This is a genomic window from Aeromonas sp. MR19 (assembly GCF_963899305.1).
Taxonomy (GTDB): domain Bacteria; phylum Pseudomonadota; class Gammaproteobacteria; order Enterobacterales; family Aeromonadaceae; genus Aeromonas; species Aeromonas bestiarum.
Genome location: NZ_CAWQWZ010000011.1, coordinates 999,929 through 1,023,117 on the forward strand (window position 1 = coordinate 999,929; position 23,189 = coordinate 1,023,117).

Annotated in this window: 21 protein-coding genes; 15 read left to right on the forward strand and 6 right to left on the reverse strand. The window is 62.3% G+C overall.

Going from position 1 to position 23,189, the window contains the following annotated elements; genetic code table 11:
* Positions 1-55: 55 nt before the first annotated feature.
* Positions 56-832 (reverse strand): BPSS1780 family membrane protein, encoded by a 777-nt coding sequence (locus AACQ95_RS10240; RefSeq protein ID WP_241278514.1) that lies wholly within the window; start codon positions 830-832, stop codon positions 56-58.
* A gap of 177 nt (positions 833-1,009) precedes the next feature.
* Between AACQ95_RS10240 and AACQ95_RS10245 the strand changes: the two genes are divergently transcribed.
* The gene (locus AACQ95_RS10245; protein ID WP_241278515.1) at positions 1,010-1,855 is read left to right on the forward strand and encodes a hypothetical protein; all 846 of its coding nucleotides are present in this window, start codon (positions 1,010-1,012) and stop codon (positions 1,853-1,855) included.
* A gap of 47 nt (positions 1,856-1,902) precedes the next feature.
* Positions 1,903-2,727 carry a M23 family metallopeptidase gene (locus AACQ95_RS10250; protein WP_241278516.1) on the forward strand — a complete coding sequence of 275 codons (825 nt, stop codon included), beginning with the start codon at positions 1,903-1,905 and terminating at the stop codon, positions 2,725-2,727.
* A 99-nt stretch (positions 2,728-2,826) separates the two neighbouring features.
* Here the strand turns inward: AACQ95_RS10250 and AACQ95_RS10255 are convergent, their stop codons facing one another.
* Positions 2,827-4,161 (reverse strand): MATE family efflux transporter, encoded by a 1,335-nt coding sequence (locus tag AACQ95_RS10255; protein WP_241278517.1) that lies wholly within the window; start codon positions 4,159-4,161, stop codon positions 2,827-2,829.
* Positions 4,162-4,316: 155 nt separating this feature from the next.
* On the opposite strand from AACQ95_RS10255, the gene mscM reads away from it, so the two are divergent.
* From mscM to frdD, 7 genes are all read left to right on the forward strand, one after another.
* Positions 4,317-7,598: a miniconductance mechanosensitive channel MscM gene (gene mscM / locus AACQ95_RS10260; protein ID WP_241278518.1), complete on the forward strand. Its 3,282-nt coding sequence runs from the start codon at positions 4,317-4,319 to the stop codon at positions 7,596-7,598.
* Between the two features lie 24 nt (positions 7,599-7,622).
* Positions 7,623-8,309 (forward strand): glycerophosphodiester phosphodiesterase, encoded by a 687-nt coding sequence (locus AACQ95_RS10265; RefSeq protein ID WP_241278519.1) that lies wholly within the window; start codon positions 7,623-7,625, stop codon positions 8,307-8,309.
* A gap of 156 nt (positions 8,310-8,465) precedes the next feature.
* Positions 8,466-10,343, forward strand: coding sequence for a methyl-accepting chemotaxis protein (locus AACQ95_RS10270; protein WP_043555132.1), 1,878 nt, complete (start codon positions 8,466-8,468; stop codon positions 10,341-10,343).
* 517 nt (positions 10,344-10,860) lie between these two features.
* Entirely contained in the window at positions 10,861-12,645 is a 1,785-nt protein-coding gene (gene frdA, locus AACQ95_RS10275) for a fumarate reductase (quinol) flavoprotein subunit (RefSeq protein WP_043555131.1), read from the forward strand.
* The gene (locus tag AACQ95_RS10280; RefSeq protein WP_043135695.1) at positions 12,638-13,372 is read left to right on the forward strand and encodes a succinate dehydrogenase/fumarate reductase iron-sulfur subunit; all 735 of its coding nucleotides are present in this window, start codon (positions 12,638-12,640) and stop codon (positions 13,370-13,372) included. Before frdA ends, AACQ95_RS10280 begins: the two co-directional genes overlap by 8 nt.
* A gap of 16 nt (positions 13,373-13,388) precedes the next feature.
* Positions 13,389-13,787, forward strand: coding sequence for a fumarate reductase subunit C (locus AACQ95_RS10285; RefSeq protein WP_021138209.1), 399 nt, complete (start codon positions 13,389-13,391; stop codon positions 13,785-13,787).
* A gap of 11 nt (positions 13,788-13,798) precedes the next feature.
* Complete coding sequence (frdD, locus tag AACQ95_RS10290; RefSeq protein ID WP_042867662.1) at positions 13,799-14,155, forward strand: fumarate reductase subunit FrdD; 357 nt, start codon at positions 13,799-13,801, stop codon at positions 14,153-14,155.
* Positions 14,156-14,293: 138 nt separating this feature from the next.
* On the opposite strand, the gene AACQ95_RS10295 is transcribed toward frdD, so the two are convergent.
* Positions 14,294-14,992, reverse strand: a complete 699-nt coding sequence (locus AACQ95_RS10295; protein WP_241278520.1) for a DAPG hydrolase family protein — start codon at positions 14,990-14,992, stop codon at positions 14,294-14,296.
* A gap of 93 nt (positions 14,993-15,085) precedes the next feature.
* On the opposite strand from AACQ95_RS10295, the gene AACQ95_RS10300 reads away from it, so the two are divergent.
* Positions 15,086-15,727 (forward strand): TetR/AcrR family transcriptional regulator, encoded by a 642-nt coding sequence (locus tag AACQ95_RS10300; protein ID WP_241278521.1) that lies wholly within the window; start codon positions 15,086-15,088, stop codon positions 15,725-15,727.
* Between the two features lie 171 nt (positions 15,728-15,898).
* Here AACQ95_RS10300 and AACQ95_RS10305 read toward each other — a convergent pair whose 3' ends face one another.
* The 3 genes from AACQ95_RS10305 to AACQ95_RS10315 form a co-directional block, all read right to left on the reverse strand.
* Complete coding sequence (locus AACQ95_RS10305; protein ID WP_241278522.1) at positions 15,899-16,675, reverse strand: substrate-binding periplasmic protein; 777 nt, start codon at positions 16,673-16,675, stop codon at positions 15,899-15,901.
* A gap of 50 nt (positions 16,676-16,725) precedes the next feature.
* A complete protein-coding gene (locus AACQ95_RS10310; protein WP_241278523.1) occupies positions 16,726-17,946 on the reverse strand; it encodes a winged helix-turn-helix domain-containing protein in 1,221 nt (406 codons plus the stop codon).
* A gap of 74 nt (positions 17,947-18,020) precedes the next feature.
* Positions 18,021-18,659 carry a class I SAM-dependent methyltransferase gene (locus AACQ95_RS10315; protein WP_005317224.1) on the reverse strand — a complete coding sequence of 213 codons (639 nt, stop codon included), beginning with the start codon at positions 18,657-18,659 and terminating at the stop codon, positions 18,021-18,023.
* A 238-nt stretch (positions 18,660-18,897) separates the two neighbouring features.
* Here AACQ95_RS10315 and AACQ95_RS10320 point away from each other — a divergent pair, with 238 nt between their 5' ends.
* From AACQ95_RS10320 to AACQ95_RS10340, 5 genes are read left to right on the forward strand one after another with little or no spacing between them, the layout of a single operon-like run.
* The gene (locus AACQ95_RS10320) at positions 18,898-19,542 is read left to right on the forward strand and encodes a thermostable hemolysin (RefSeq protein ID WP_241278524.1); all 645 of its coding nucleotides are present in this window, start codon (positions 18,898-18,900) and stop codon (positions 19,540-19,542) included.
* Positions 19,539-21,005, forward strand: coding sequence for an AMP-dependent synthetase/ligase (locus AACQ95_RS10325; protein WP_241278525.1), 1,467 nt, complete (start codon positions 19,539-19,541; stop codon positions 21,003-21,005). Before AACQ95_RS10320 ends, AACQ95_RS10325 begins: the two co-directional genes overlap by 4 nt.
* Positions 21,002-21,661, forward strand: a complete 660-nt coding sequence (locus tag AACQ95_RS10330) for a TenA family transcriptional regulator (protein ID WP_241278526.1) — start codon at positions 21,002-21,004, stop codon at positions 21,659-21,661. The genes AACQ95_RS10325 and AACQ95_RS10330 overlap by 4 nt, the downstream gene beginning before the upstream one ends.
* The gene (locus tag AACQ95_RS10335; RefSeq protein ID WP_241278527.1) at positions 21,658-22,503 is read left to right on the forward strand and encodes an SDR family oxidoreductase; all 846 of its coding nucleotides are present in this window, start codon (positions 21,658-21,660) and stop codon (positions 22,501-22,503) included. Before AACQ95_RS10330 ends, AACQ95_RS10335 begins: the two co-directional genes overlap by 4 nt.
* A 1-nt stretch (position 22,504) precedes the next feature.
* A complete protein-coding gene (locus AACQ95_RS10340) occupies positions 22,505-23,143 on the forward strand; it encodes a tetratricopeptide repeat protein (protein ID WP_241278528.1) in 639 nt (212 codons plus the stop codon).
* Positions 23,144-23,189 lie beyond the last annotated feature (46 nt).

Here is a 23,189-nt window from a genome sequence, read left to right on the forward strand (position 1 = left end):
AAAAGGGGCCCGCAGGCCCCTTCTTGTTCATGACATCCGATTACCCGCATCCGGATCAGGCTTCGAAGCCGGTCAGCGGAGCCTCGGACGGCGCCTCCTGAGACACATCCAGATAGATGTCCCGATACGCCACATAGATGGAGTAATTGAGGGCCGGTATCACCACCAGCAGGCCGATCAACATCAGGGCGGCGCCAAACAGCATCAACCCGGCGGCGATCAGCCCCCACCAGAAGAAGGGCCACATGTTGGTCAGGCAACCTTTGAAGCTGAGCTTGGCGGCCTGCAATATGCCGACATCGTGGAAATAGATGAGGGCGGGCGCAAAGGTGATGGCCATCAACACCGGGATCAGCAGTGCCAGCCCCAGCAGCAGGCAGAGCAGCAGCCCCTGCGCCTGCGCCACGCTCACCACCATGGACTCGGGATCCTGGGTCAGCAGGGAGGTCAACCCCCACATGGAGAGCAGCCCGAGGCAGATGAGCCCGATCAGAATGAACAGGGCCAGCACCAGCAGGCCACCCAGCATCAGCGGGGTCAGCTTGTTGCGAAACCCGGCGAAGAAGTCGGCAAACTTGAGCTGATTGCCCTCGTAGCCACGCTGGGCCACCACCACCCAGCCCGCGCCCCACACCATGTAGAGCAACTGGGAGATGAGGCCGCCCGCCGGCAGGCGTTCCAGCAGCAGGCCGACCGCGAACCAGATCAGGACCATGGCGACACTGACGCCCATGCCCTTGTTGAAAATATCGAAGCCGGATCGCACCCAGACCCAGCCACGCCCGATGGGGTGACGGGCGGGCTCGGCGCGCAGGGGGGACAATCCATTCATAACGTTTCCTCAGATGATGACGGGCTGGCTGCCGATTCTAGAGCCATGGGCCGGCTGACTCAATGGCAGACGATCGCCGGTTGCTGCTTCGCACGTCAGGGCTGCTTGTATCAGGCGTTACGGTTATCATAAGAGACCCCCGCACCAGGGGCATTCACTTATTCAAGAGAATCCAAGATGCGTACACTTCATCTGGCGCCGATCCTGCTGGCCTCCCTGCTGCTCAACCTCTGGCAATGGCAGGATCAATCCGCCCCCCCAGCGCCCCAGCCGCAACCCGACGCCGCCGACGGCCCAGCCCTGGCCCAGTGCGACACAGCGGCCAGCCAGAGCGCCAGTCAGAACCTGATGGCCAAGCTGCCCGGCAAGGGATCGCAGGGTGAGCCCGCCCCCGCACAGGAGGCCATGGCCCCCAATCCGGAGCTGGAGGCCGCCATCAGCCAGTGGAGCCAGTCCAGCGACGGCTCTGTGCTGATAGAGCGGCTCTACGATGCCGAGCAGGGCAGCCAGCTCACCACAGTGTTCGATCGGCTGGACGTGGTAGAGGACGTGCGCGCTCAGGTGCAGGAGCAGCTGCGCGAGCTCTATCGCCTCGGCTTCGATCACCCCGATGCCTACGAGCAGGAGAGCCAGCGCATCTGGAGCAACATCAGCAACCTGCTGGGTGACGACACCCGCACCCGGCTGGAACAGGAGCTCTACTCGGGCGACATCAACCGCCTGCTGGAGATCCAGGGCCGACTGGCGGAGCGCGGCGAGCTGCTGGCCCCGACCCAGCGCCAATCCCTGACGCGTCTGCTGAGCGATGCCAACCAGCAACTGGCCCAGCAGGAGAGCGGCGATGCCGGCACCTATCTGGAGAACCAGAAGGCCTATACCCAGCGCGTGCTGGAGAGCAGCCGCGCCTTCCTCAACCCGAGCCAGCTGAAAGTCGTGCAGGACATGCTGGAGCTGGATCTGGTCCGCCAGGAGGTGTCGGTCCAGATGGAAGCCATCTATCAGCGCTTCCAGCCCGCGTCCTGATGCCCTTGCCCTGGTTCGTTTGACCCAACCCATAACGTGGAACCGTCATGAGAGTCGTTTGTTGTATCTTGTTGCTGCTGGCCAGCCAGTGTGCCCTCGCCGAGGGATTTATTAGCCGTCTGCTCAACCATCCGGTGCCGGGCGGCGTTGCCGTGGTGCCGCTTGGCAATGCAGCGCAGGCCCCCGCCGCCCGTTATCAGGGCAAGCCCGTGCTGGTGGTGCGGGAAGAGGATCGCCGCTGGATCGCCATCGTCGGCATTCCCCTCAAAAGCCAGCAAGGGGCTCATACCCTGACGGTGAATGATGGTCGCAGCCTCGGCTTCACGGTCGGCAACAAGCACTACCGCGAGCAGCACATCAAGCTCAAAAACAGCCGCCAGGTCAACCCGCTGGCCGAAGACATGACCCGCATCAACCGCGAACTGGCGGAGCAGACCCGCGCCTATCAAACCTTCAGTCCTGTCCTGCCCAGCAACCTGCTGTTCGACAAGCCGGTGCAGGGCCCGCTCTCCAGCCCGTTCGGCCTGCGCCGCTTCTTCAACGGCGAAGAGCGCAACCCCCACTCAGGCCTCGACTTCGCGGTCGGTGCCGGCACTCCCATCAAGTCACCAGCGGCGGGCAAGGTGATCCTGATCGGCAACTACTTCTTCAATGGCAACACCGTCTTCGTCGACCACGGCCAGGGGTTGATCAGCATGTTCTGCCACATGTCGAAGATCGACGTGAAGCTGGGCCAGACCCTGCCCCGTGGCGGCATAGTCGGCCGAGTCGGCGCCACCGGCCGCGCCACAGGTCCCCACATGCACTGGAACGTCAGCCTCAACGATGCCCGGGTCGATCCCGCCATCTTCATCGGCGCCTTCAAGCCCTGACTCGAGACAGCCAATCCCGTCCATCTGCTGTGATGAGCAGGCCGGATAAAACGAAAAAGGCAGCCTGGGCTGCCTTTTTCATGGACGGATGACGGCGTATCAAGCGGCGGCGTGCAGTCCGGCCTCCTTGCGCATGGCCCACCACATCACCAGCACCAGCACAGTGCTGCAAGTCGGCAACGCCAGCCAGACCCCGGCCACCCCCCACAGGGATGAGAAGCCCCACAGGAAGCCGCCGATCAGCACCAGCTTGCCACCGGTAAGCAGGGAGGCGATGCGAGCCCGGTTGATGGCCTGGAAGTAAGTGGCCCCCACCAGCAACAGCCCTTCCATCGGCAGCCCCCAGAAGTAGAGCCAGATGCCGAGGCTCGCCACCGGCAAGAGGGCCGCGTTGTCGCCGGCAAACAGGTAGACCACCCCTTCCGGCCACAGATAGAGCGGGATCATGCCGCACAGCGCCACCAGCAGGGTGACACCCAGCGCCAGGTTGCGCACCCGCAGCACCCGTTGCCAGTTGCCCGCCCCCGCGTTGAAGCTGGCGATGGGCTGTATGCCCATGGCGATCCCCTCGAAGATGAGATAGAAGAAGGCCTCGCTGTAGCTGATGACGCCATAGGCGGCCACGTGCAGCGAGCTGCCCACCGCCAGCAGCGCCTTGTTGTGCAGCGCCAGCACCACCGACAGGTAGAGGTACATCAGAAAGCTCGATACCCCGAGCCGCAGCGTCTCCCGCATCAGTCGCCAGTCCGGTACCAGCGTATCCCAGCGAATGCGCAACTGGCTGCGCGGGGTGAAGAAGTGCCACAGACAGAGACCGCCGGTCACCGCCTGGGAGAGCATGGTGGCGATGGCCGCCCCCGCGAGGCCCCAGGGGACGACCGCCATCAGCAGGTAATCGAGCAGCACGTTGAGCACGCCGCCGCCCACCAGGATCCAGGTGGCGAGACCGGGTCGCCCGTCATTGCGCAGCAGGGCGGTGAACGCCATGGAGAGCACGGCAAATACTCCGAGCCAGGCGTACCACTGCAGATAGGCGAGCCCGGCGTCGAATATGAGCCCCTCGGCCCCCATCCAGGCCAGCATCTCATCCCCATAATTGATGCCGATAAAGGCGAGCACGGCCGAAGCGAGCAGCACCATCACCAGCGCATTGCCGACTATGTGGCGCGCCTTCGCCGGCTCCCCCTTGCCGAGGTAGAAGGAGGCGAGCGACGAGGAACCCATGCCGATCAGCGCCCCCACCGCATAGAGCACGGCGCAGATGGGATACGCCAGCATCATGCCCGCCAGCCCGTCCTGGCCCAGGATATGGCCGACGAAGATGCCGTCTATGGTGACATAGATGCCGGTGACCAGCATGGCGGCCACGGTCGGCGTGACGTAGCGCCAAAACAGGCGGGAAAGGGGGGCAGTGCCCAGATCGACTGCTGACATAAGATGCTCTAAGGAGGGGAAAACGGCCGGAATAATAGCCAAACAAGGTCCGGATCGCCCGTTATTTATGTTACAAATCATTAATATGGAAAACTTTACCCGCCTCGGCCCCTGCTTTAGGCTAGGGCGACCTCTCATGAACGGAAACGTGCGCCATGTTGCAACGCCTGCTCTCCCTGCTGCTGCTCTCCCTCTGCCTCTCCCCTGCATTCGCTCAGGCCAATGACGCCATCACCCAGGTGGAGGAGCTGCTGCAGAGCGTGCCCAAGACCGACAGCCCGGAAAACCAGAAGTTGCGGGAAAGTTATCAGCAGGCGCTGCAATTTGCCCGGGAAGCCCAGCGCTATCGCGAGCAGGGCAAGGCCTATCAGCAGATCCTCATCGACTACCCCAAGGAGTCGGCCCGCCTCAAGGAGAGCCTGCACAACTATCAGCCCCAGTCTCGCCCGCCGCTCTCCTCCCTCAAGGAGGAGCCGCTGCGCCAGGCCATAGGCCTGAGCAGCAACCGCCAGCTCAACCTGCGCAAGGAGCGCCAGGCTGTGATGGACAGCCTCAACCAGCTGGAGAGCACGGGCCAGGAGTATCACCTGCGGGTCGACGAGCTGCGCAAGCAGTTGCAGCAGACCCGCACCCTGCTCGATCGGCTCAGCTTCAGCAGCGAATCGGATCGCCAGCAGGAGGCCCAGCAGCTGGTCACCCGCCTCAAGGAGCAGAGCCTGTCCGACCGGATCCAGATGCTGGAGCTGGAGCAACTCTCCGCCCAGCAGCGTAACGATCTCGGCAAGCTGAAGCTGCAGGAGCTCAACCTCGCCATCACGGACGAGGACGAGTGGCAGACCAGCCTGCTCAACCAGCAGAACCAGCTGCGACGGGAGAAGACGGAGCTGGCGCTGGCGGAGAGCGAGCGGCTGCGCAAGCAACTCACCTCCGACATGCCGCTGCTGCTGGAACAGCAACAGCAGAACCAGGCGCTCTCCATCCAGCTCGGTGCGCTGGAGGATCAGATAGAGCGGGTGCAGGACGATCAAAGGGCCATCGACAAGAACCTCTCGACCCTGAACGATCTGGTCAACTCGGTGCGGGAGCAATTGGAGTGGCTGCAGATCAGCAATGCCTACGGCGAGAACCTGCGCAGCAAGCTCTCCGATCTGCCGGCCTACTTCCCCCTCGACAAGCTGGAATCCGCCATCGTCAACGCGCGCATGGCCAAGTACCAGTACGAGACGGAGCAGGACGCGCTCAAGGATCCGCGCCAGCTGCGCGAGCAGCTGATGGCCACCGATGAGATGGCCCTCGACCGCTCCCAGCAGGCGGTGCTCGACAACCTGCTCAAGGCCCGTCGCCAGCTATTGACCAGGCTCAACGACGCCTCCGACAGCCTCATTCAGGAGCAGACCCGGCTCAAGCTGCTCTACAGTCGCCAGAACAGCAAGATCGACGAGATCCGCGATCTCAGTGCCAGCCACCTGTTCTGGATGCCGGACGTGCGCCCGCTCACCCCGGCCGTGCTGCTCGGGGTACCGGCGGCTCTCGGCCTCGCCCTCAACCCGGTCAACTGGTTGCAACTGCCCCGGGCCATCGCCGAGAACAACCCCATCACCCTCACCTTCGCCGGCATCGGCATCCTGGTGCTGGCCTGGTGCTGGTTCAAGCTGGCCCGCCATCTGACCCAATACAGCCAGCACATAGCGCCCCGTATCGGCAAGGTGACCCAGGACAAGTTCAGCCTCACCAGCCGGCTGCTGATGCGCTCCCTGCTTGCCTCCCTGCCCCTGCCCGCCATGGTGCTGATGGTGCGTGGCCTGCTCGACGGCGCCTGGCAATATCCGTTCGCGGTGGCGGTGGCCCGCGGTCTCGGCGAGATCTGGTTCCTGCTGCTGGCACTCTTGATGGCGCGTCACCTGACGCTGGAGAAGGGGATCCTGAGCCTCCATTTTCGCTGGCAGAAAGAACGGGTGCAGAAGGTGTGGAGCCAGTTTCGCACCCTCTTGCTGGTGATCATCCCCAGCTTCTTCGTGCAGGGGATGGCCAACAGCTATCAGGATCACGCCTTCTACGACTCCCTCGGCCGGATGGCCTTCATCGTCGGCGCCCTCTGGCTGCTGCTGTTTTTTGCTCGTCTCAACCGGGAGCGGCTGCCGCTCACCTGGGGCCAGGCCGACATGACCAAGCCGCATTTGCTGCACCACTTCATCTGGAACAGCCTGATGCTGGCCCCGCTGCTGGCAGTGATCGGCTCCCTGCTCGGCTACTTCTACACCTCGCGCATCCTGCTGCGCCAGCTGGAGCTGAGCCTGCTGATGGGGCTGGGCTGCCTGCTCGTCTACTATCTGGCGCACCGCTGGATGCTGATCCAGCGCCGCCGTCTCGCCTTCGAGCGGGCCAAGAGCAAGCGGGCCGAGATACTGGCCCAACGCGGCCGGGAGGAGGGGCACGACGAGCTCAGCTCGGAGATCCCGGACGTGGTGGAAGATACAGAGCTGGATCTGGATACCATCAGCGCCCAGTCGCTGGGGCTGGTGCGCACCCTGCTGATGCTGGGCTTCACCATGCTGGTGGTGGTGCAGTGGTCCGAACTCAACTCGGCGTTCAGCTTCCTGCGCAGCATAGAGGTGTGGCAGGTCACCAGCAAGATTGGCGGCATAGAGCAGCTTTCCGCCATCACATTGCAGGATCTGATGCTGACGGCGTTTACCTTCATCCTGACCGTGGTCACGGCCCGCAACCTGCCTGGCCTGATGGAGCTGACCCTGCTCCAGCACCTGAGCCTCTCCCCCGGCACCGGCTTTGCCATTACCACTGTCACCAAATACATAGTGCTGGTGGTGGGGGCGCTGAGCGGTTTCTCCATCCTCGGCATCGACTGGTCCAAGGCGCAGTGGATGGTGGCTGCCCTCTCTCTCGGCCTAGGTTTCGGCCTGCAGGAGATCTTCGCCAACTTCGTCTCGGGTCTCATCATTTTGTTCGAGAAACCGATCCGGCTCGGCGACACAGTCACCATCCGCGAGCTGACCGGCACAGTCACCAAGATCAAGACCCGCGCCACCACCATAGTGGATTGGGACAGGAAGGAGATCATCGTCCCCAACAAGGCCTTCATCACAGAGCAGTTCATCAACTGGTCCCTGTCCGATGCCATCACCCGGGTACGGCTGCGCATCCGCATCGGCCTGACCCAGGAGCCCAGGCGGGTACAGACCATTCTGGAAGAGTCGATCCGGGCCTCCACCCTGGTGCTTGAGACCCCCTCCCCCGAGGTGTTCCTGATCGAATTCACCGACTCGGCGCTGATCTACGAGATCCGGCTCTATGTGAACAGCATGGATCACCGCATGCCCATCACTCATGAGGTGCACTCGCTGGTGCTGGAGAAGCTGCAACAACAGGGGCTGGGGCTGCCGCACCAGCAGATCGACATTCGACTGAGCCGCGCCTGATCGCGGCGCAACAGGAGCCATATCATGCAAATCATCGCCCATCGCGGCGCCAGCGGGCTGGCGCCGGAAAATACCCTCAAGGCCATCAGGCTCGCGCTGACACTGGGCGCTCAGGCCATAGAGATAGATGTGCAGCGGGCCGACGGCGAGCTGTGGGTCTTCCACGACCGGCGACTGGAACGCTGCACCGACGGCAGCGGCGTGCTGACGGCGCAATCCCGTGCCTATCTGGCGGGACTTGATGCGGGGGAAGGGGAGCCTATCCCGACCCTGTGGCAGGTGATGGAGGCCATCGCCGGCAAGGCCGAGCTGCATATCGAGCTGAAAGGGGCACAAACAGCCGACGAGGTGGCCCGACTGACCCGGCGTGCCGAGGCGGAGCTCGGCTTCACGCCAGCGCACTGGGTCGTCTCCTCCTTCCACCATCCTGAGCTGGCCCGCTTTGCCGCCCTGCGGCCCGAGATCCGACTGGGAGCCTTGACCGCCACCATACCCCTCACCCTGGCGGCGTTTGCGGCCGAGCTCGGAGCCTGGTCGCTCAACTGCGACCTGGACTTTGTCGAGGCAGCGCTGGTCATGGATGCCCATCGACGGGGCTTGAAGGTGCTGGTCTATACGGTCGATCACACTGCCGACCTGGCGGCACTGGCCGCCATGGGGGTGGACGGGATATTTACCAACCGGCCGGACCGCTTCCTTACTCCGGCCTGATCGGACTCATTATTTCGGCAGGAGATCGATAAATGCTGATTTAGGCTATAAATTTAAGTGCGCACCGGGATACAAAAAGTTCGACTTTGGCCGATAACAGTTGGCTCATAACAATAAAACGACACATCGCAGACTGACGCTCACAAGGATGTAAATATGAACTTATCCATCAAGAACAAACTTGTCCTCGCCATCGGGGTCATTATCCTGGTCATCACAGGCCTGCAGGTCTGGTACAACACCTCCCAACTGAGAAGCGAAACCCAACGCCTTATCTGGAGTTTCATCGACGACAGCTCGGCTGCCAATGTGAAAGGCATCTCCCGCTGGCTGGACGCCCGGATCAGCATGGTCACCTCCACCAAGGAGGCCTTCACCAAGGAAGACGAACCCATCAGCCATCTGGCCCAATCCATGAATGCCGGCAACTTCGATCTGGTCTATGCGGGCACGAAAGATGGCAAGATGATCCAGAGCAAGCCGACCAATCTGCCGGCCGGCTATGACCCCCGTCAGCGCCCCTGGTACAAGGACGCCATGGCTGCCGGCAAGCTCGCCATCACGGCGCCCTACGCCGACATCACCACGGGTCAACTCATCATCACCATCGCCGAGCCCTTCACCCGCGGCAATACCCAGGGGGTGATCGCCGGTGACGTCTCCATCGATGCGCTGGTACGCGATGTGCTGGCCATCAACTCGGAGGGCACCTACGCCATCCTGGTGGACAGCAATGGCACCATCATAGCCCACCCGGACAAGGAGCTGGCCCTCAAACAGGCGACCGCCATCTCCCCGGATCTAACCGCCGCCAAGGTCAACGAGCTGGCCCATGACAACACCATCTCGGAGATGGAGATCAGCGGCAAACCCAGCGTGTTCGACCTGACCGAGATCCCCAACACCAACTGGTATTTCGGCATAGTGGTGGATGAGGCGGTTGCCTATCAGTCCGTGTCGCGCATGGTCACTTCCGCCCTGTTGCAAGGCCTGCTCACCATTCTCATCGTGGCCGGCTTCTCCTACGTCGCCATCAACGGCTCCCTGGCCCCGCTGAAAACCCTGGGGGAAGCGATTGCCGATCTCTCTCGCGGCAACGGTGACCTGACTCGCCGCGTCAAGATCGAGCGTGAAGACGAGGTGGGGGTCGTGGCCAAGCACGTCAACACCTTCATCGATCGCATCCACGTGATGGTGCAGGATATCTCCAACTCCTCCGGCCAACTGAACCAGCAGGCCAAGTCCTCCCACAACATGGCGGAGAAATCCAGCCAGGGCTTGGCTCGCCAGCAAAACGAGATCTCCCAGATCGCCACTGCAGTGCACGAGATGTCCGCCACCGCGGTGGAAGTGGCCAGCAACGCCGAACAGACCGCAGATGCGGCCCGCAGCTCCTCCAGCAGCTGTGATCACGGCAAGCAGGTTATCGCCCGCAACCAGCGCTCCATCACGGATCTCGCCACCCAGGTCAAACAGGCCTCCGGCATCATTCAGGAACTGGAGAAGAACGCGCAGGAGATCAACACAATACTCTCCACCATCCAGGGCATAGCCGAGCAGACCAACCTGCTGGCGCTGAACGCCGCCATCGAGGCTGCGCGGGCCGGTGAACAGGGTCGTGGCTTTGCCGTGGTGGCCGACGAGGTGCGGGTGCTGTCACAGCGTACCCACAGCTCCACCGTCGAGATCCGCAGCATGATAGAGACGCTGCAACGCAACACCCAGGGCGCCGTCAGTACCATGCACGAAGGCCAGCTGCTGGCCCAGAACAGCGTGGAAGATGCGAACGATGCCACGCAGGCGCTGGAGCAGATCACCGCCTCCATCAACCAGATCTCCGACATGGCCACCCAGATCTCCAGCGCCGCCGAGGAGCAGCGCGCCGTGACCGATGAGGTGAGCCGCAACATCCAGGCGGTCAAGGATGTGTCGGACGAACTGGCGGTAGACGCCGACAGTTCTCGCCATCTGTCTGAACAACTTAAAAATATTTCAGGTGAACTGAGCAATCAGGTCGGCATGTTCCGCATCTGATCGGCGTAAATCAAAGGGGCCACACAGGCCCCTTTTTTTATGAAAAAATGCTTTTGTTTCAATAGTTATTACCATATCAACGATCGGGACTATGGGGATGGAAATTCTCATACGAAGCGGTATCTCGTCATAAAGCAACGCATCAAGACCGACTTTCGGATTAGTTTTTTGAATTCATCCGCGCCATTAGCCAATCCGTGAATAATTCTTATTAAATATTTTTGATAAAAAACTTAAAAACTTTATGGGTAATACCTAAAAAGAGAGGTGTTTCTCATTTTTTTGAAAGAAAACTACGTATAATCCTGAGCTTAAAATAACCATAGCAATGACAGCGGCTGATACCGATAACTGAAGGATGGCGATAATTACGGCGTTTTCATCCATGGAATGGGGTGATTTTGATAAAAGTCACCATTGCCAAGCACTAAAACAAACCAGTTTGACTTGCATCAAGCCTGAATTTTTTTCATAGAGCAAAATCGTGCCCAGCAAATCTATCCCTAAGGAGGCAGATGTGGATATTATCAAGACCGATGTCGCCATCATCGGTGCCGGTGGTGGTGGCCTGCGTGCCGCAATCGCCATAGCAGAAGCACACCCGGATCTGGACATCGCCCTGATCTCCAAGGTCTACCCGATGCGCAGCCACACAGTTGCCGCAGAAGGCGGTGCCGCCGGTGTTGTCCGTGATGATGACTCCCTCGAAAACCACTTCAACGACACCGTATCCGGTGGCGACTGGTTGTGTGAGCAGGACGTGGTCGACTACTTCGTCAACAACGCCACCAACGAGATGATCCAGCTGGAGCACTGGGGTTGCCCCTGGAGCCGCAAGCCGGACGGCAAGGCCAACGTGCGTCGTTTCGGCGGGATGAAGATCCCGCGGACCTGGTTCGCGGCAGACAAATCCGGTTTCCACATTCTGCACACCCTGTTCCAGACCTCCATCAAGTACCCGAGCATCAAGCGCTTTGATGAGCACTTCTGCATGGACTTGATCGTGGACGACGGTCGCGTGCAGGGCGTGCTGACCTTCGATATCCAGAACGGCGTCTCCCGCTTCATCCAGGCCAAGTCCGTCATTCTGGCCACAGGTGGCGCCGGTCGCGTTTACCGCTACAACACCAACGGTGGCATAGTCACAGGTGACGGCATGGCGCTGGCCTACCGCCACGGCGTGCCGCTGCGCGACATGGAATTCGTTCAGTATCACCCGACCGGTCTGCCGGGCACCGGCATACTGATGACCGAAGGTTGTCGTGGTGAAGGCGGCATCCTGGTCAACAAGGATGGTTACCGCTACCTGCAAGACTACGGCCTGGGCCCGGAAACTCCGGTCGGCCAGCCGAAGAACAAACACATGGAGCTGGGTCCGCGCGATCGTCTCTCCCAGGCATTCTGGCAGGAACAGCAGAAAGGCCGCGTGATCCAGGGCCCCATGGGCGACGTGGTTCACCTCGACCTGCGCCACCTCGGCGAGAAGTACCTGAAAGAGCGTCTGCCCTTCATCTGCGAGCTGGCCAAGGCCTACGTGGGTGTGGATCCGGTCAAGGAACCTATCCCGGTACGTCCGACCGCCCACTACACCATGGGTGGTATCGAGACCAACGGTCAGTGCGCCACCCGCATGCCGGGCCTTTACGCCCTGGGCGAGTGTGCCTCCGTCGGTCTGCATGGCGCCAACCGTCTGGGCTCCAACTCCCTGTCCGAGATAGTGGTATTCGGCAAGGTAGCGGGCGAGCACGCCGGTGAATTCGCCAAGACCCAGGCGCACGGCGACACCCAGGCACTGGCCGCCAAGGCCGAGCAGTTGATCAAGCAACACCTCTCGCTGATGGACATAGACGGTACCGAAAACCCGGCCGATATCCGCAACGAGTTGGGCATGTCCATGGAAGCCGGTGTCGGTATCTACCGTACCGAAGAGCTGATGCAGGGCACCATCGACAAGATCAACGAGCTGAAAGCCCGTTACAAGAAGGTCAAGATCAACGACAAGTCCTCTGTCTTCAACACGGATCTGCTGTACGCCATCGAACTGGGCTACATGCTGGACGTAGCCGAAGCCATGGCACATTCCGCCATCAACCGGAAAGAGTCCCGCGGTTCCCACCAGCGTCTGGACGGTTATGAAGAGCGGGATGACGTGAACTACCTCAAGCACTCCCTCTCCTTCTACAACCAGGAAGGCGCCCCGACCATCGATTACTCCGATGTGAAGATCACTAAATCCCAACCGGCAAAACGCGTATACGGTTCCGAGGGTGAGAAACAAGACGAGGCTAAGAAGAATGGCTGAGATGATCGAAATTGAAATCCTGCGTTATCGCCCTGAGCAGGACAACGAGCCCTGGATGCAGACCTTCCAGGTGCCTTATCTGAAAGAGATGTCCCTGCTGGATGCGCTGCAATACATCAAGGATCAGCTCGACTCCACCCTGAGCTTCCGCTGGTCCTGCCGCATGGCGATCTGCGGCTCCTGCGGCATGATGGTCAACGGTATTCCGAAGCTGGGTTGCAAGACCTTCCTGCGTGACTATCTGCCGGGCAAGATGACCATAGAGCCGCTCAACAACTTCCCGATCGAGCGCGATCTGGTGGTCGACATGTCCGATTTCATCGAGAAGCTGGAGAGCATCAAGCCCTACATCATCCCGAGCGAACCGCGCAGCCTGTGCGAGGGCGAGTACACCCAGACTCCGGCCGACATGGCGAAGTATCACCAGTTCTCCATGTGCATCAACTGTGGTCTGTGCTACGCCGCCTGCCCGCAGTATGGCATCAACAAGAAGTTCACCGGTCCGGCGGCCCTGGCACTGGCCTATCGCTACAACGCCGACAACCGCGACAGCGCGTCCAAAGAGCGGATGAAGATCATCAGCCAGGACGAGGGTGTCTGGGGTTGTACCTTCGTGGGTTATTGCTCCGATGTCTGCCCCAAGGGTGTGGATCCGGCCGCAGCCATCCAGCTTGGCAAGGTCGAGAGCGCCAAGGACTACATGATCGCCATGTTCAAGCCAGATTGAGATCAGGAATGAGACCATGAACAACACCAATAGCAAACGTAAGCCTTACGTCCGCGAAATGAAGAAAGACTGGTGGCTGAAGAATGCCTTCTACACCGGTTACATGATCCGCGAAGGCACCAGCATCTTCGTCTCCATCTATGCCGTCGTGCTGATGTGGGGTCTGCTGCGTCTGGTTCAGGGTCAGGAGGCGTTCAACGGCTGGCTGGAATCCCTGCAAAGCCCGATCGCCATCCTGTTCCACGTCATCGCGCTGGCAGCCTGCCTGTTCCACGCCAAGACCTGGTTCGCCCTGGCGCCCAAGGCCATGCGCATCTTCCGTGGTGAAGACCTGGTGCCGGAGAAGCCGATCGTCATCGCCCAGTATGTGGCGCTGGCGGTGGTATCCCTGCTGATCCTGATCATCGTGGCTTGAGGAGATTAATGATGAGACGTTCTGACGAACCCATTTACTGGGGACTGTTTGGTGCCGGTGGCATGGTGGTTGCCATGCTGCTGCCGGTGATTGTCCTCATTACAGGTCTGCTGGTGCCCATGGGCATCATGGACGTGGAGACCATGAGCTACGAACGCGCACTCGAGTTCGCCAGCTCCTGGTGGGGTGCCTGCATCCTGCTGGTGATCATAGCCCTGCCCATCTGGCACGGCATGCACCGTATCTACCACGGTCTGCATGATCTGGGGATCCATACCACCAAGCTGCACCACTATGTGTTCTATGGCTTCGCCTTCCTGGTGTCTGCCATTACCGTCGGTCTGCTGATGGTGCTGGTCTTCCAGTAAGCGCATCCTGACGCAATGACAAACCGGGCCAAGTGCCCGGTTTTTTTATTATCCCTCTCGGCTGCTCACACTGCAGTCCGATAGCGGGCCTGGTCCCTTTATGAAACAAGGCACTCAGCAACAACTTTCCACATCCCTTCACCAGAGCCGCGGCGCGGGTTCACGGCCGTTTTCCGCGTAATAGAGCGACGGCAGGAACTGCGCCAGATAGCTGAACTCGCTATAGCAGTGGCGCATCAGATTGAAGCCGATCTCATCCGGCACCTCATCAAGTGGATTGGCGCAGGCCTTGCCCAGCAGGAAGCGGCTGCGCAGCACGCAGCCATAAGGGGTATCGCGCGCCAGGTGCAGCATCTCGCCATCCAGCGGTGCACCCTGCTCATCCAGCGCCACCTGATCGCCAAAGCCGATGCGGGCGCAGATGGCGGCAGACAATGCCTGCGTCTCCCGGGCCTCGTGCAGCGGCTGCGGGGCGAATACCTCTTCGGCGGCGTGAAACTTGAGGCGGGCCGCCACTGGCGGCAGCTCGGCAAGCCACTCCACCGCATCTATGCTGGCCCCCACATAGCGCTCTCCTCTTTTCCAGTGATGATCCCAGCCCCGGTGCTCGACGTGGTCGTGCGGGTGCCACCACTTGATGTGCTGGGTCGTCTCGAAGAAGGTGAACCACCAATCCAGCATGCGCCCCTTGCAGCCGTGCAGATCGGTGCGGATGGCGACCGTCAGCAGACCGCCGGTGCTGCGGGTCAGGCCCATTTCCAGGCGCAGCGGCTGCGGCCTGAGCAACTCATTGATGTCATTGACGCCCCAGGGGGCAAACAAAGCGGAAGTATGCATGATGAGACTCCGATAAATTAGGAAACGAAGTTCGTTTCCTAATTTACGCTATGCCTGTATGCTGGGTCTGTCAATGCTTGTCAGGAGCCAATCATGTCGAACCAAACCGATGACGCAGTACCTTCACGCGGCCGGCCGGCCACCCCGGAATCCGACCTGCGTGCCGCCCTGACCGAGGCGACGCTGACCTTGTTGCTGAAGGGTGGGTACGGCGCCGCGACCGTGGATGCGGTAGCCAAACAGGCGGGGGTCGCCAAGAAAACCCTGTACCGCTTCGCCGCCAATCGAGACGAGCTGGTGGCGCAGGCGGTACGCAGCTGGACCGATGCCTTCCAACCGGCATTCGAGCAGGATGCAGCTCACCCCGATGCGCTGGGGGATATGCTGGCGCTGGGTTTGCAGGCGATTGCGGGCCAGGTGTTGAGCGCGCCGGCGGTCGGCATGTTCCGGCTGCTGCAACATGAGTTCGCGGGGCGCGATGCCCTGCTGGCGGCCTATCAGGAGAACGGCATTGCGCGCGGCAGGGCGACCCTGGCCAGCTGGTTGCAGCGCCAGCAGCAATTGGGCTGGCTGCGCGAGCTGGATGTCGCCCAAACCAGCGACCTGCTGCTGGCGATGACCATGGCGGAGCCGCTGCGCCAGATGACACTCGGCTTGCTAGCGCCAGGCAGCGACATCCACGAGCGCATCGCCGCGGCCGTTGCACTGGTGCTGCCTGGTTTGATGCGAAGGTAGGTGTCCTTCGTCAGCAAGGATGCAACACCACGGCGAAGACGCTCTCAGGCCTGTCCAGGCAAAGGACGGGATGGCATCTGAGTGCGGAGAACTGCCGAGGGGCTCCCACCGTCAGCCGGTCCCATCCCGGTCATTAAGAAACCGGGCATCAGGCCCGGTTTTTTACGGCCATCACTCCACCGGTGGCAAGAAGCGGCGCATCACCTCGTCGCTGTAGCCGCTGTCCTGAAAGTCGATGAGCACCTGATTGATACGGGTCACCAGCTCATAGGCGCGTGGTGAGCCCTTGCTCACCAGCAGATAGAAGCCCTTGCGACTGGGCAGGGCGAGGTTGAGCAGACCGCTCTCGCTCTGGTAGATGCCAAGGCCGATGCCGCTCATCAGCGGTTCAATCTCGCTGGGCAAGAAGTCGCAGCGATCGCGCCCCAGCATGTCCAGCGCCTGCTGCAACTGCTTGACCCGGCGCGGCTCCAGCACCAGCCCATAGGGGGCATAGTTGTAGCCGATCACACCGCACACACGGGAGCGGTTTACCGTCTGCAGATCGGGCACCTCGGGGAAGCGGCGCTTGAGATAGAAAAAACCAAGGTGGGTGTAGTAGAGCGGCACGCTGTAGAAGGCATACTCGGCCCGCTCGGGTTTGTAACTGGCATCCCAGGTCAGCTCGCACAGTCCGTTCTGGCGATAATCCGCAAGTTCCTGCTGCACCCGTGCCCAGGGCAGGTAGCGGACCTGGTGCGACAGTCCCAGTTTTTTCAGGGCATCGAGCACCAGTGTGGTGGCCGAGCCGGTGAGGCGGCGGGTGTCGGGCACGCCATCCTTGCGCTCCCAATAGGTGAAGGGGGCCCACTCGTTGCCCTCTCCCAAGCAGATCTGCACCTCGGGCTTGGCCGCCTCCACCAGCCCGGCCAAGCCCCATCCCAGCAGCAACAACATGGATCGCGTCATCGTCTCCCTCCCTCGCTACCCTTGCAGCTTAGTTCAGAGGACTGAGCCGCTCATCCGTCAAGATCGCTCCACAGGGCCAGCAGGGGCGCGGGAATGACGCCGTACTGCAGGCTCGGGGTCTGATGCCACTGCGCCAGCTTCTGCAGCGCCCTGGCCAGATCCTGCGCCAGGGTGCGGGTCACCCTGACCCCCGCCTCCAGATAGAGACTCTTTATCTCGAAGATCCCCTGCTGGCGATGGGCCTTGGCGTCCATCCTGCCCACCAGCTTGCCGCGATGCAGCAGCGGCAGCACGAAGTAGCCGTACTGGCGTTTGGGCGCCGGGGTATAGCACTCGATGCGATAGTCAAAGTTGAACAGTTCACTTGCTCGCTTGCGATCCCAAACGAGCGGATCAAACGGCGACAGCGCCGTGGTGTGGGTCGCCTTGAGGGTGCCTGCCTGGGCCCTCGCCAGCTCATCGGCAAGGGAGGCGTGCACGAAGGCGCCGTGCTGCCACCCCTCCACCCGCACCGGCAGCAGTTCTCCCTCGTCCGCCAGCTGGTGGAGCAGAGCGTCGTATTTGCCGCGCCGCAGCCGATAGTAGTCGGCCACCCAGCCGGTCTTGACCAGCCCCAGCGCCCGGCAACTGGCCCGCACCATGTCCCTTTGAGCTTGTTCCGGGCTCGGCAGATCCCGCTCGTCACGCCAGTCGGGCATGATACGCTCGGCCAGATCATAGACCCGCTGGAAGTTGCGCCGCTCGCGTACCATCAGCTGGCCCGCGGTAAAGAGCACCTCCAGATGGCGCTTCTCCGGCTTCCAGTCCCACCAGCCGTTGCCCTTCCCCTCCTTGCGCTCGAAATCGGCCGCCCGCACCGGGCCATGCTGGCGAATGCGCTCGATGATTTGGCCTATCTCCTGCTGATGGGTGGCGAGCCAGTTGGCCGAAAACTTCCAGCCCATGGCGGCGGGATCCAGCATGCGATGGCGCAGCAGGCGGTAATCCTCGCGCGGCACGAAGCAGGCCTCGTGGGCCCAGTATTCGAAGAGATCGCCGTCGGCCAGCAGTTGCTCCAGCCAGCGCGTATCGTACTGCCCCAGCCGGCTGAACAGCACCAGATAGGGGCTGCGCGCCACCACTGAAATGGTATCTATCTGCAGCAGCGCCATACGCCGAATGGTCGCCAGCAGATCCGCAGGCTTGGCCTTGGCACGACGCGGGGTCAGCAGCCCCTGGGCTGCGAGCTGCAGGTGGCGGGCATCTTGCAGTGACAAATGAGGGATCGACATGAAAATAGGGGCATCCGTTCCGGGGTTTAAGGCCATCAGCATGCCCAACTCATGACCAAATGAAAACGCCCTGCTCAGGGTTTGGTGAAGACAACCACATCCCCATGGGGAAACAGGACGTCGGCCTGCCAGCGAATGGCCAAAGCGCGAAACGAGGCCTCGGCAAAAAAGACGATGTGGGTCGGGTCATGGCGGTAGCGCCAGGTTTTGAAACGGTCATCGTCCAGCACCCGCTGGGTCTGCAGTACCAGGATGCCGCCGGGCTTGAGGCAGCCCCAGAGCACGTCCAGTGCAGCACGCGGGTCGGCGATATGCTCGATTACCTCTGTGCTGGTGATGAAGTCATACTGGCGGGTGAGCAAGTCGGGAAGATCGGCATAGAACTTGTCATAACCCGCCATCTGGTAGCCCGCCTCCCGCCCCATGGCGATGAGCGCAGGCCCGGGGCCACAGCCAAAATCGAGACCACTGGCCGGTGGCGGTACCCGGCTCAGCACCTCGCCGAAGGCGCGCATCAGAAAATGGCGGTAGCGGGGATCGTCCACCTGATTGTCGTGTCCGTCATAGACTGCCTTCTCCGCTGACGGCCCCAGGTGATCGGCGCCATCCAGCCAGACCAGCTCGCAGGACCGGCAACGATGGTAATGCTTGCCGGCCACCGGCAGCGCATAGGAATCGACTGCACCGCACAGCGGGCAAGGAGACGGGCACATGGGATTTCCTCACAAGAGTGACAGGCCCAATCCGGGATGGGCTCGAAATGGGCGCCAGCTTGCCTGCCCGGGCGGCCGCTGACAAGGGGTTTTGTCCCATGGAATAACCGCCTGCAGCCCCGCTAGTTGCGGCTGTTTTCTGTTCCTTTGGGTAAAAATGAGGCTGTTCTTCCCACTCTTAAGTGTTTCTTAAGTTTGCCCCTTTAGTCTGACCCTAACAGACAAGAAGGAGCCATCCATGACCACAGACATTCAAGCCCCCTACCGGCTGATCCTGGCCGACACACCGGAACAGGTCATGGCCTTGCAGGCTTATATTCAGGCCGCCTACAGCCACGAATTCGATGCCCGTATCCCCCACTTCCTGCCCTGCTTGCTGGGTCTCTACCGGGCCGATGGCTTGCTGGTCGGCGCCTGCGGCCTCAAGTTGGCAAGTGATGAACGCCTCTATCTGGAACAGTATCTGGACCACCCCATAGAGGTCGCCATCGAGACAAGGCTGGGTGCCCCCGCCCGGCGAAATCGCATCGTAGAGGTGGGCAATCTCGCCTGCAGCGAACCGGGCAACGCCCGTCTGATGTTTGCTGCGCTCTGCCGCCTGCTGTGCGACAACGACCTCGATTATGTTGTGTTCACCGGCACAGCCCGGCTTCGCAACAGCTTCCATCGCCTCCACCTCACCCCGGTGGAGCTGGCCCCTGCCCAGGCCGACAAGGTGGGTGACGATGCCAGCGCCTGGGGCGCCTATTACCACTGCCAGCCCAAGGTGATGGTCGGGGATCTCGGCCAGGGACGGCAGGCACTGGCCCAGGGCAGCCTGCTGCTCTCCCTGCTGGCCCCCATGCCCTCCCTGTTCAACTGCCCGCACCGGAACGCCCTATGATGCTGTTTGACCAGATAGCCCATTTCGCCCGCCATGCCCCCCACAGCCCGGCCCTGAGTGGCGGCGAGCATAGGATCAGCTACCAACAGTTGTGGCTGCAGATGTCCGCCCTGGCCGAGCGTCTGCAGCAGGCCGGCATAGCCCGGCTGGCACTGCAATTGGACAATGGCCTGCCCTGGGCATTGATCGACTTGGCCTGCGCCAAGGCCGGCATAGTGGTGATCCCGGTTCCCCACTTCTTCAGCCCGGAGCAGCAGGCGTGGCTGCTGGAGAGCAGCGGCGCCGACGCCCTGATCGGCCCCCACCATCCCGGCTGGCAGGCCAGCGAGCCGCTGCAACTGGCGGTCGGCGAGCTGCCGCTGTGGCGCCGCACCCCTGCCAGTCTGCCGCCCCTGCCGGCCGGCACGGCCAAGATCACCTACACCTCCGGCAGCACGGGGCAGCCCAAAGGGGTCTGCCTGTCGCTGGCCCAGATGATGGCGGTCTGTGCGTCGCTGGCCGAGCGGGTCGCCCCGGCCAACGTTGAGAAACATCTGACCCTGCTGCCGCTCACCACACTGCTGGAAAACCTGACCGGCCTCTACGTACCGTTGCTCACCGGCGCCTGCAGCCGCATTCCCTCGCTGGGAGAGCTCGGCTTTGCCGGCTCCAGCAAGCTGGACCCGGCCACCCTGGCCCAGGCCCTGCTGCGCTGGCCCACCCACAGCCTGGTGCTGGTGCCCGAGCTGCTGCGCCTGCTGCTGGCCCTGTGCAGTGCCAACCCGGCGCTGGCCGAGCAGCTGGCCGGCCTGCGCTTCGTCGCTGTGGGGGGCGGCAAGGTCTCGCCCGAACTCATCAGCCGGGCCCGCAAGCTGGGGCTGCCTGTCTATGAAGGTTATGGCCTGTCGGAGTGCGGCTCCGTCGTGGCGCTCAACGGCCCGGATGGACACAGCCTGGGCAGCGTAGGCCAGCCACTGCCCCACTGCCGGGTATCGATCGCCGCCGACGGCGAGATCCTGGTGGAGGGGGCTGCCATGCTCGGCTATCTGGGCAGCGATGAACCGGCGCCAGAACTGGTTGCCACCGGCGATCTGGGCCACCTGGATGATGAGGGCTACCTGCACATCACGGGGCGCAAGAAGAACGTCCAGATCACCGCTTTTGGCCGCAACTTCTCCCCCGAGTGGATCGAGGCGGAAGCCCAGCTCTGTCCCGCCATCGCCCGCATCGTGATCTTCGGTGACGGCCAACCGGCCAACGTCGCCCTGATCCAGCCACTGCCCGGCGCCGACGCCCAGCTGGCCCAGCAGATCGAGCAACTCAATCACCGCCTGCCTGATTACGCCCGCATCCATCACTGGCTGCCGGTGGCGCTGGATCAGCATCCGGAACTGCTGACCGCCAACGGTCGCCCCCGCCGCGAGCGGATTTATCACCACTTTTCCCGGCAGATCAGCCAATGCCTTACAGGAGAGACCTCATGAGCTTCTACCAAGTGCTGCAACAAGCCACAGCCCAGGCCCGGGAGCATCTGTTCAAAGCCCCCATCATAGAGGCGTGCCGCAAGGGGGAGATCTCCCGCGACATCTACCTGTGCTTCCTCGCCCAGGCCTTCTATCACGTGCGCCACACGGTGCCGCTCTTGATGGCCACCGGCGGCAAGCTGGGCCAGGAGTATGAATGGGTGCGCGGCGCCATTGCCGAGTACATCGACGAGGAGTACGGCCATCAGGAGTGGATCCTGAGCGACATCCGCGCCTGTGGTGGCGATGCCGAGGCGGTGCGCCACGGCCAGCCCGAACTGCCCATCGAACTGATGGTGGCCTTTCTCTACGACCAGGTACAGCGCGGCAACCCCATGGGCTTCTTCGGCATGGTGCAGGTGCTGGAAGGCACCAGCGTCGCCATCGCCCTGACCGTAGCCGATCAGCTGAAAACGGGTCTCGGCCTGCCCCCCCAGGCCATGAGCTACCTGAGCTCCCACGGCGCGCTGGATCAGGAGCACCTCAAGTTCTTCGAATCCCTGATGAACCGGGTGGAAGACCCGGCGGATCAGGCCGCCATCATTCACGCGGCCAGGGTGGTCTACCGCCTCTACGCCGACATGCTCTATCAACTGACGGAAAACCAGACATCATGAAGCTTGAAGGAAAACTCGTGCTGCTCACGGGCGCCAGCGGCGGGATCGGCGAAGCGCTGGCCCAGGAGCTGGCGGCCCAGGGGGCACACCTGTTGCTGCATGGACGCAGGGCCAGTGCGCTGGAGCGCCTCTGCAAGGAGCTGCCGCACCCGGAGCGCCACCAGACGGTGATCGCCGATCTGGGCTCGCCACAGGAGCGGGCCAAACTGCTGCAGCACCCGGCGCTGGACGAGGGGCTGGACGTGCTGATCAACAACGCCGGCTGCAACCAGTTTGCCTGGCTGGAGGATCAGAACAGCGAGCAGGTCGAGCGCCAGCTGCTGCTCAACGTCGAGGCGCCAATCCAGCTCACCCGCATGCTGCTGCCCCGGCTGCGCAAACCGGCGGTGATCATGAACATAGGCTCCAGCTTCGGTGCCATCGGCTACGCCGGCTACAGCGTCTATTGCGCCAGCAAGTTCGCCCTGCGCGGCTTCAGCGAGGCGCTCGGCCGCGAGCTGGAGGGGACCGGCATCCAGGTGCTGCACTTCGCCCCCCGCGCCACCCGCACCCGCCTCAACTCGGAGGCGGCCTACGAGATGAATGCCGAGCTCGGCACTCACACCGACAGCCCGCAGGACGTGGCCGAGGAGGCCGTCATCGCCCTGTGCAACGAAACCCGCCGCAGCTGGCTCGGCTGGCCGGAGAAGCTGTTCGTGCGGCTCAACGCCCTGCTGCCCGGCCTGGTCGATCGGGCGCTGGCCAAGCAAAAACCCATCATAGAGCGCTATGCCCGCCACGCGGCGCCCGCTGCCGGCAATCCGGGGCACTCCACTTCCGTCATGACAGAGAAGGAACGTTAAGATGAAGCACGCCACTTTCCGCCCCCGTTTCAGCCACGGCACCCTCCTGCTGCTCATGCTGGGCTCAGGTCTGGCCCAGGCCGCCGACGCCCTGCCCGTCATCCAGCAGCAGTGGGCCGTCTGTCAGTATCAGCAGACCGGCAAGGCCAAGGAGAACTGCCTCGAACAGCTGAGCGGCCGGGCCGATCAGGCCAGCGCCAAGGAGGCCTTTCGCACCGACCTCTTGATCTGGTCTGCCATCGTCAAGAGCACCTGGGCTGGTGCCAAGGGCGGGCTGGGGGCGCTGGGCCTGGTCAAGGAGGCCAAGGCCAAGCTGGAGATAGCCCTCAAGCAGGATCCCAAGGCGCTGGAAGGCTCCGCCTACACCAGCCTGGGCTCGCTCTACTATCAGGTGCCGGGCTGGCCGGTGGGCTTTGGCGATGACGAGAAGGCCGAGCAGCTGCTCAAGCAGGCGCTGCTCATCAACCCGACCGGCATAGATCCCAACTTCTTCTACGGCGACTTCCTGCTCGATCAGGGCCGCAAGGATGAAGCCAAAACCTATCTGGACAAGGCACTGGCGGCGCCGGACCGCCCCGGCCGCGAGCTGGCGGATCAGGGCCGTCGCATCGAGATCCGGGATCGCCTCGCCAAGCTATAAAAACAAGCCGGATCAAACAGCTATTTAAACTCTGCCCGCCCGCTTG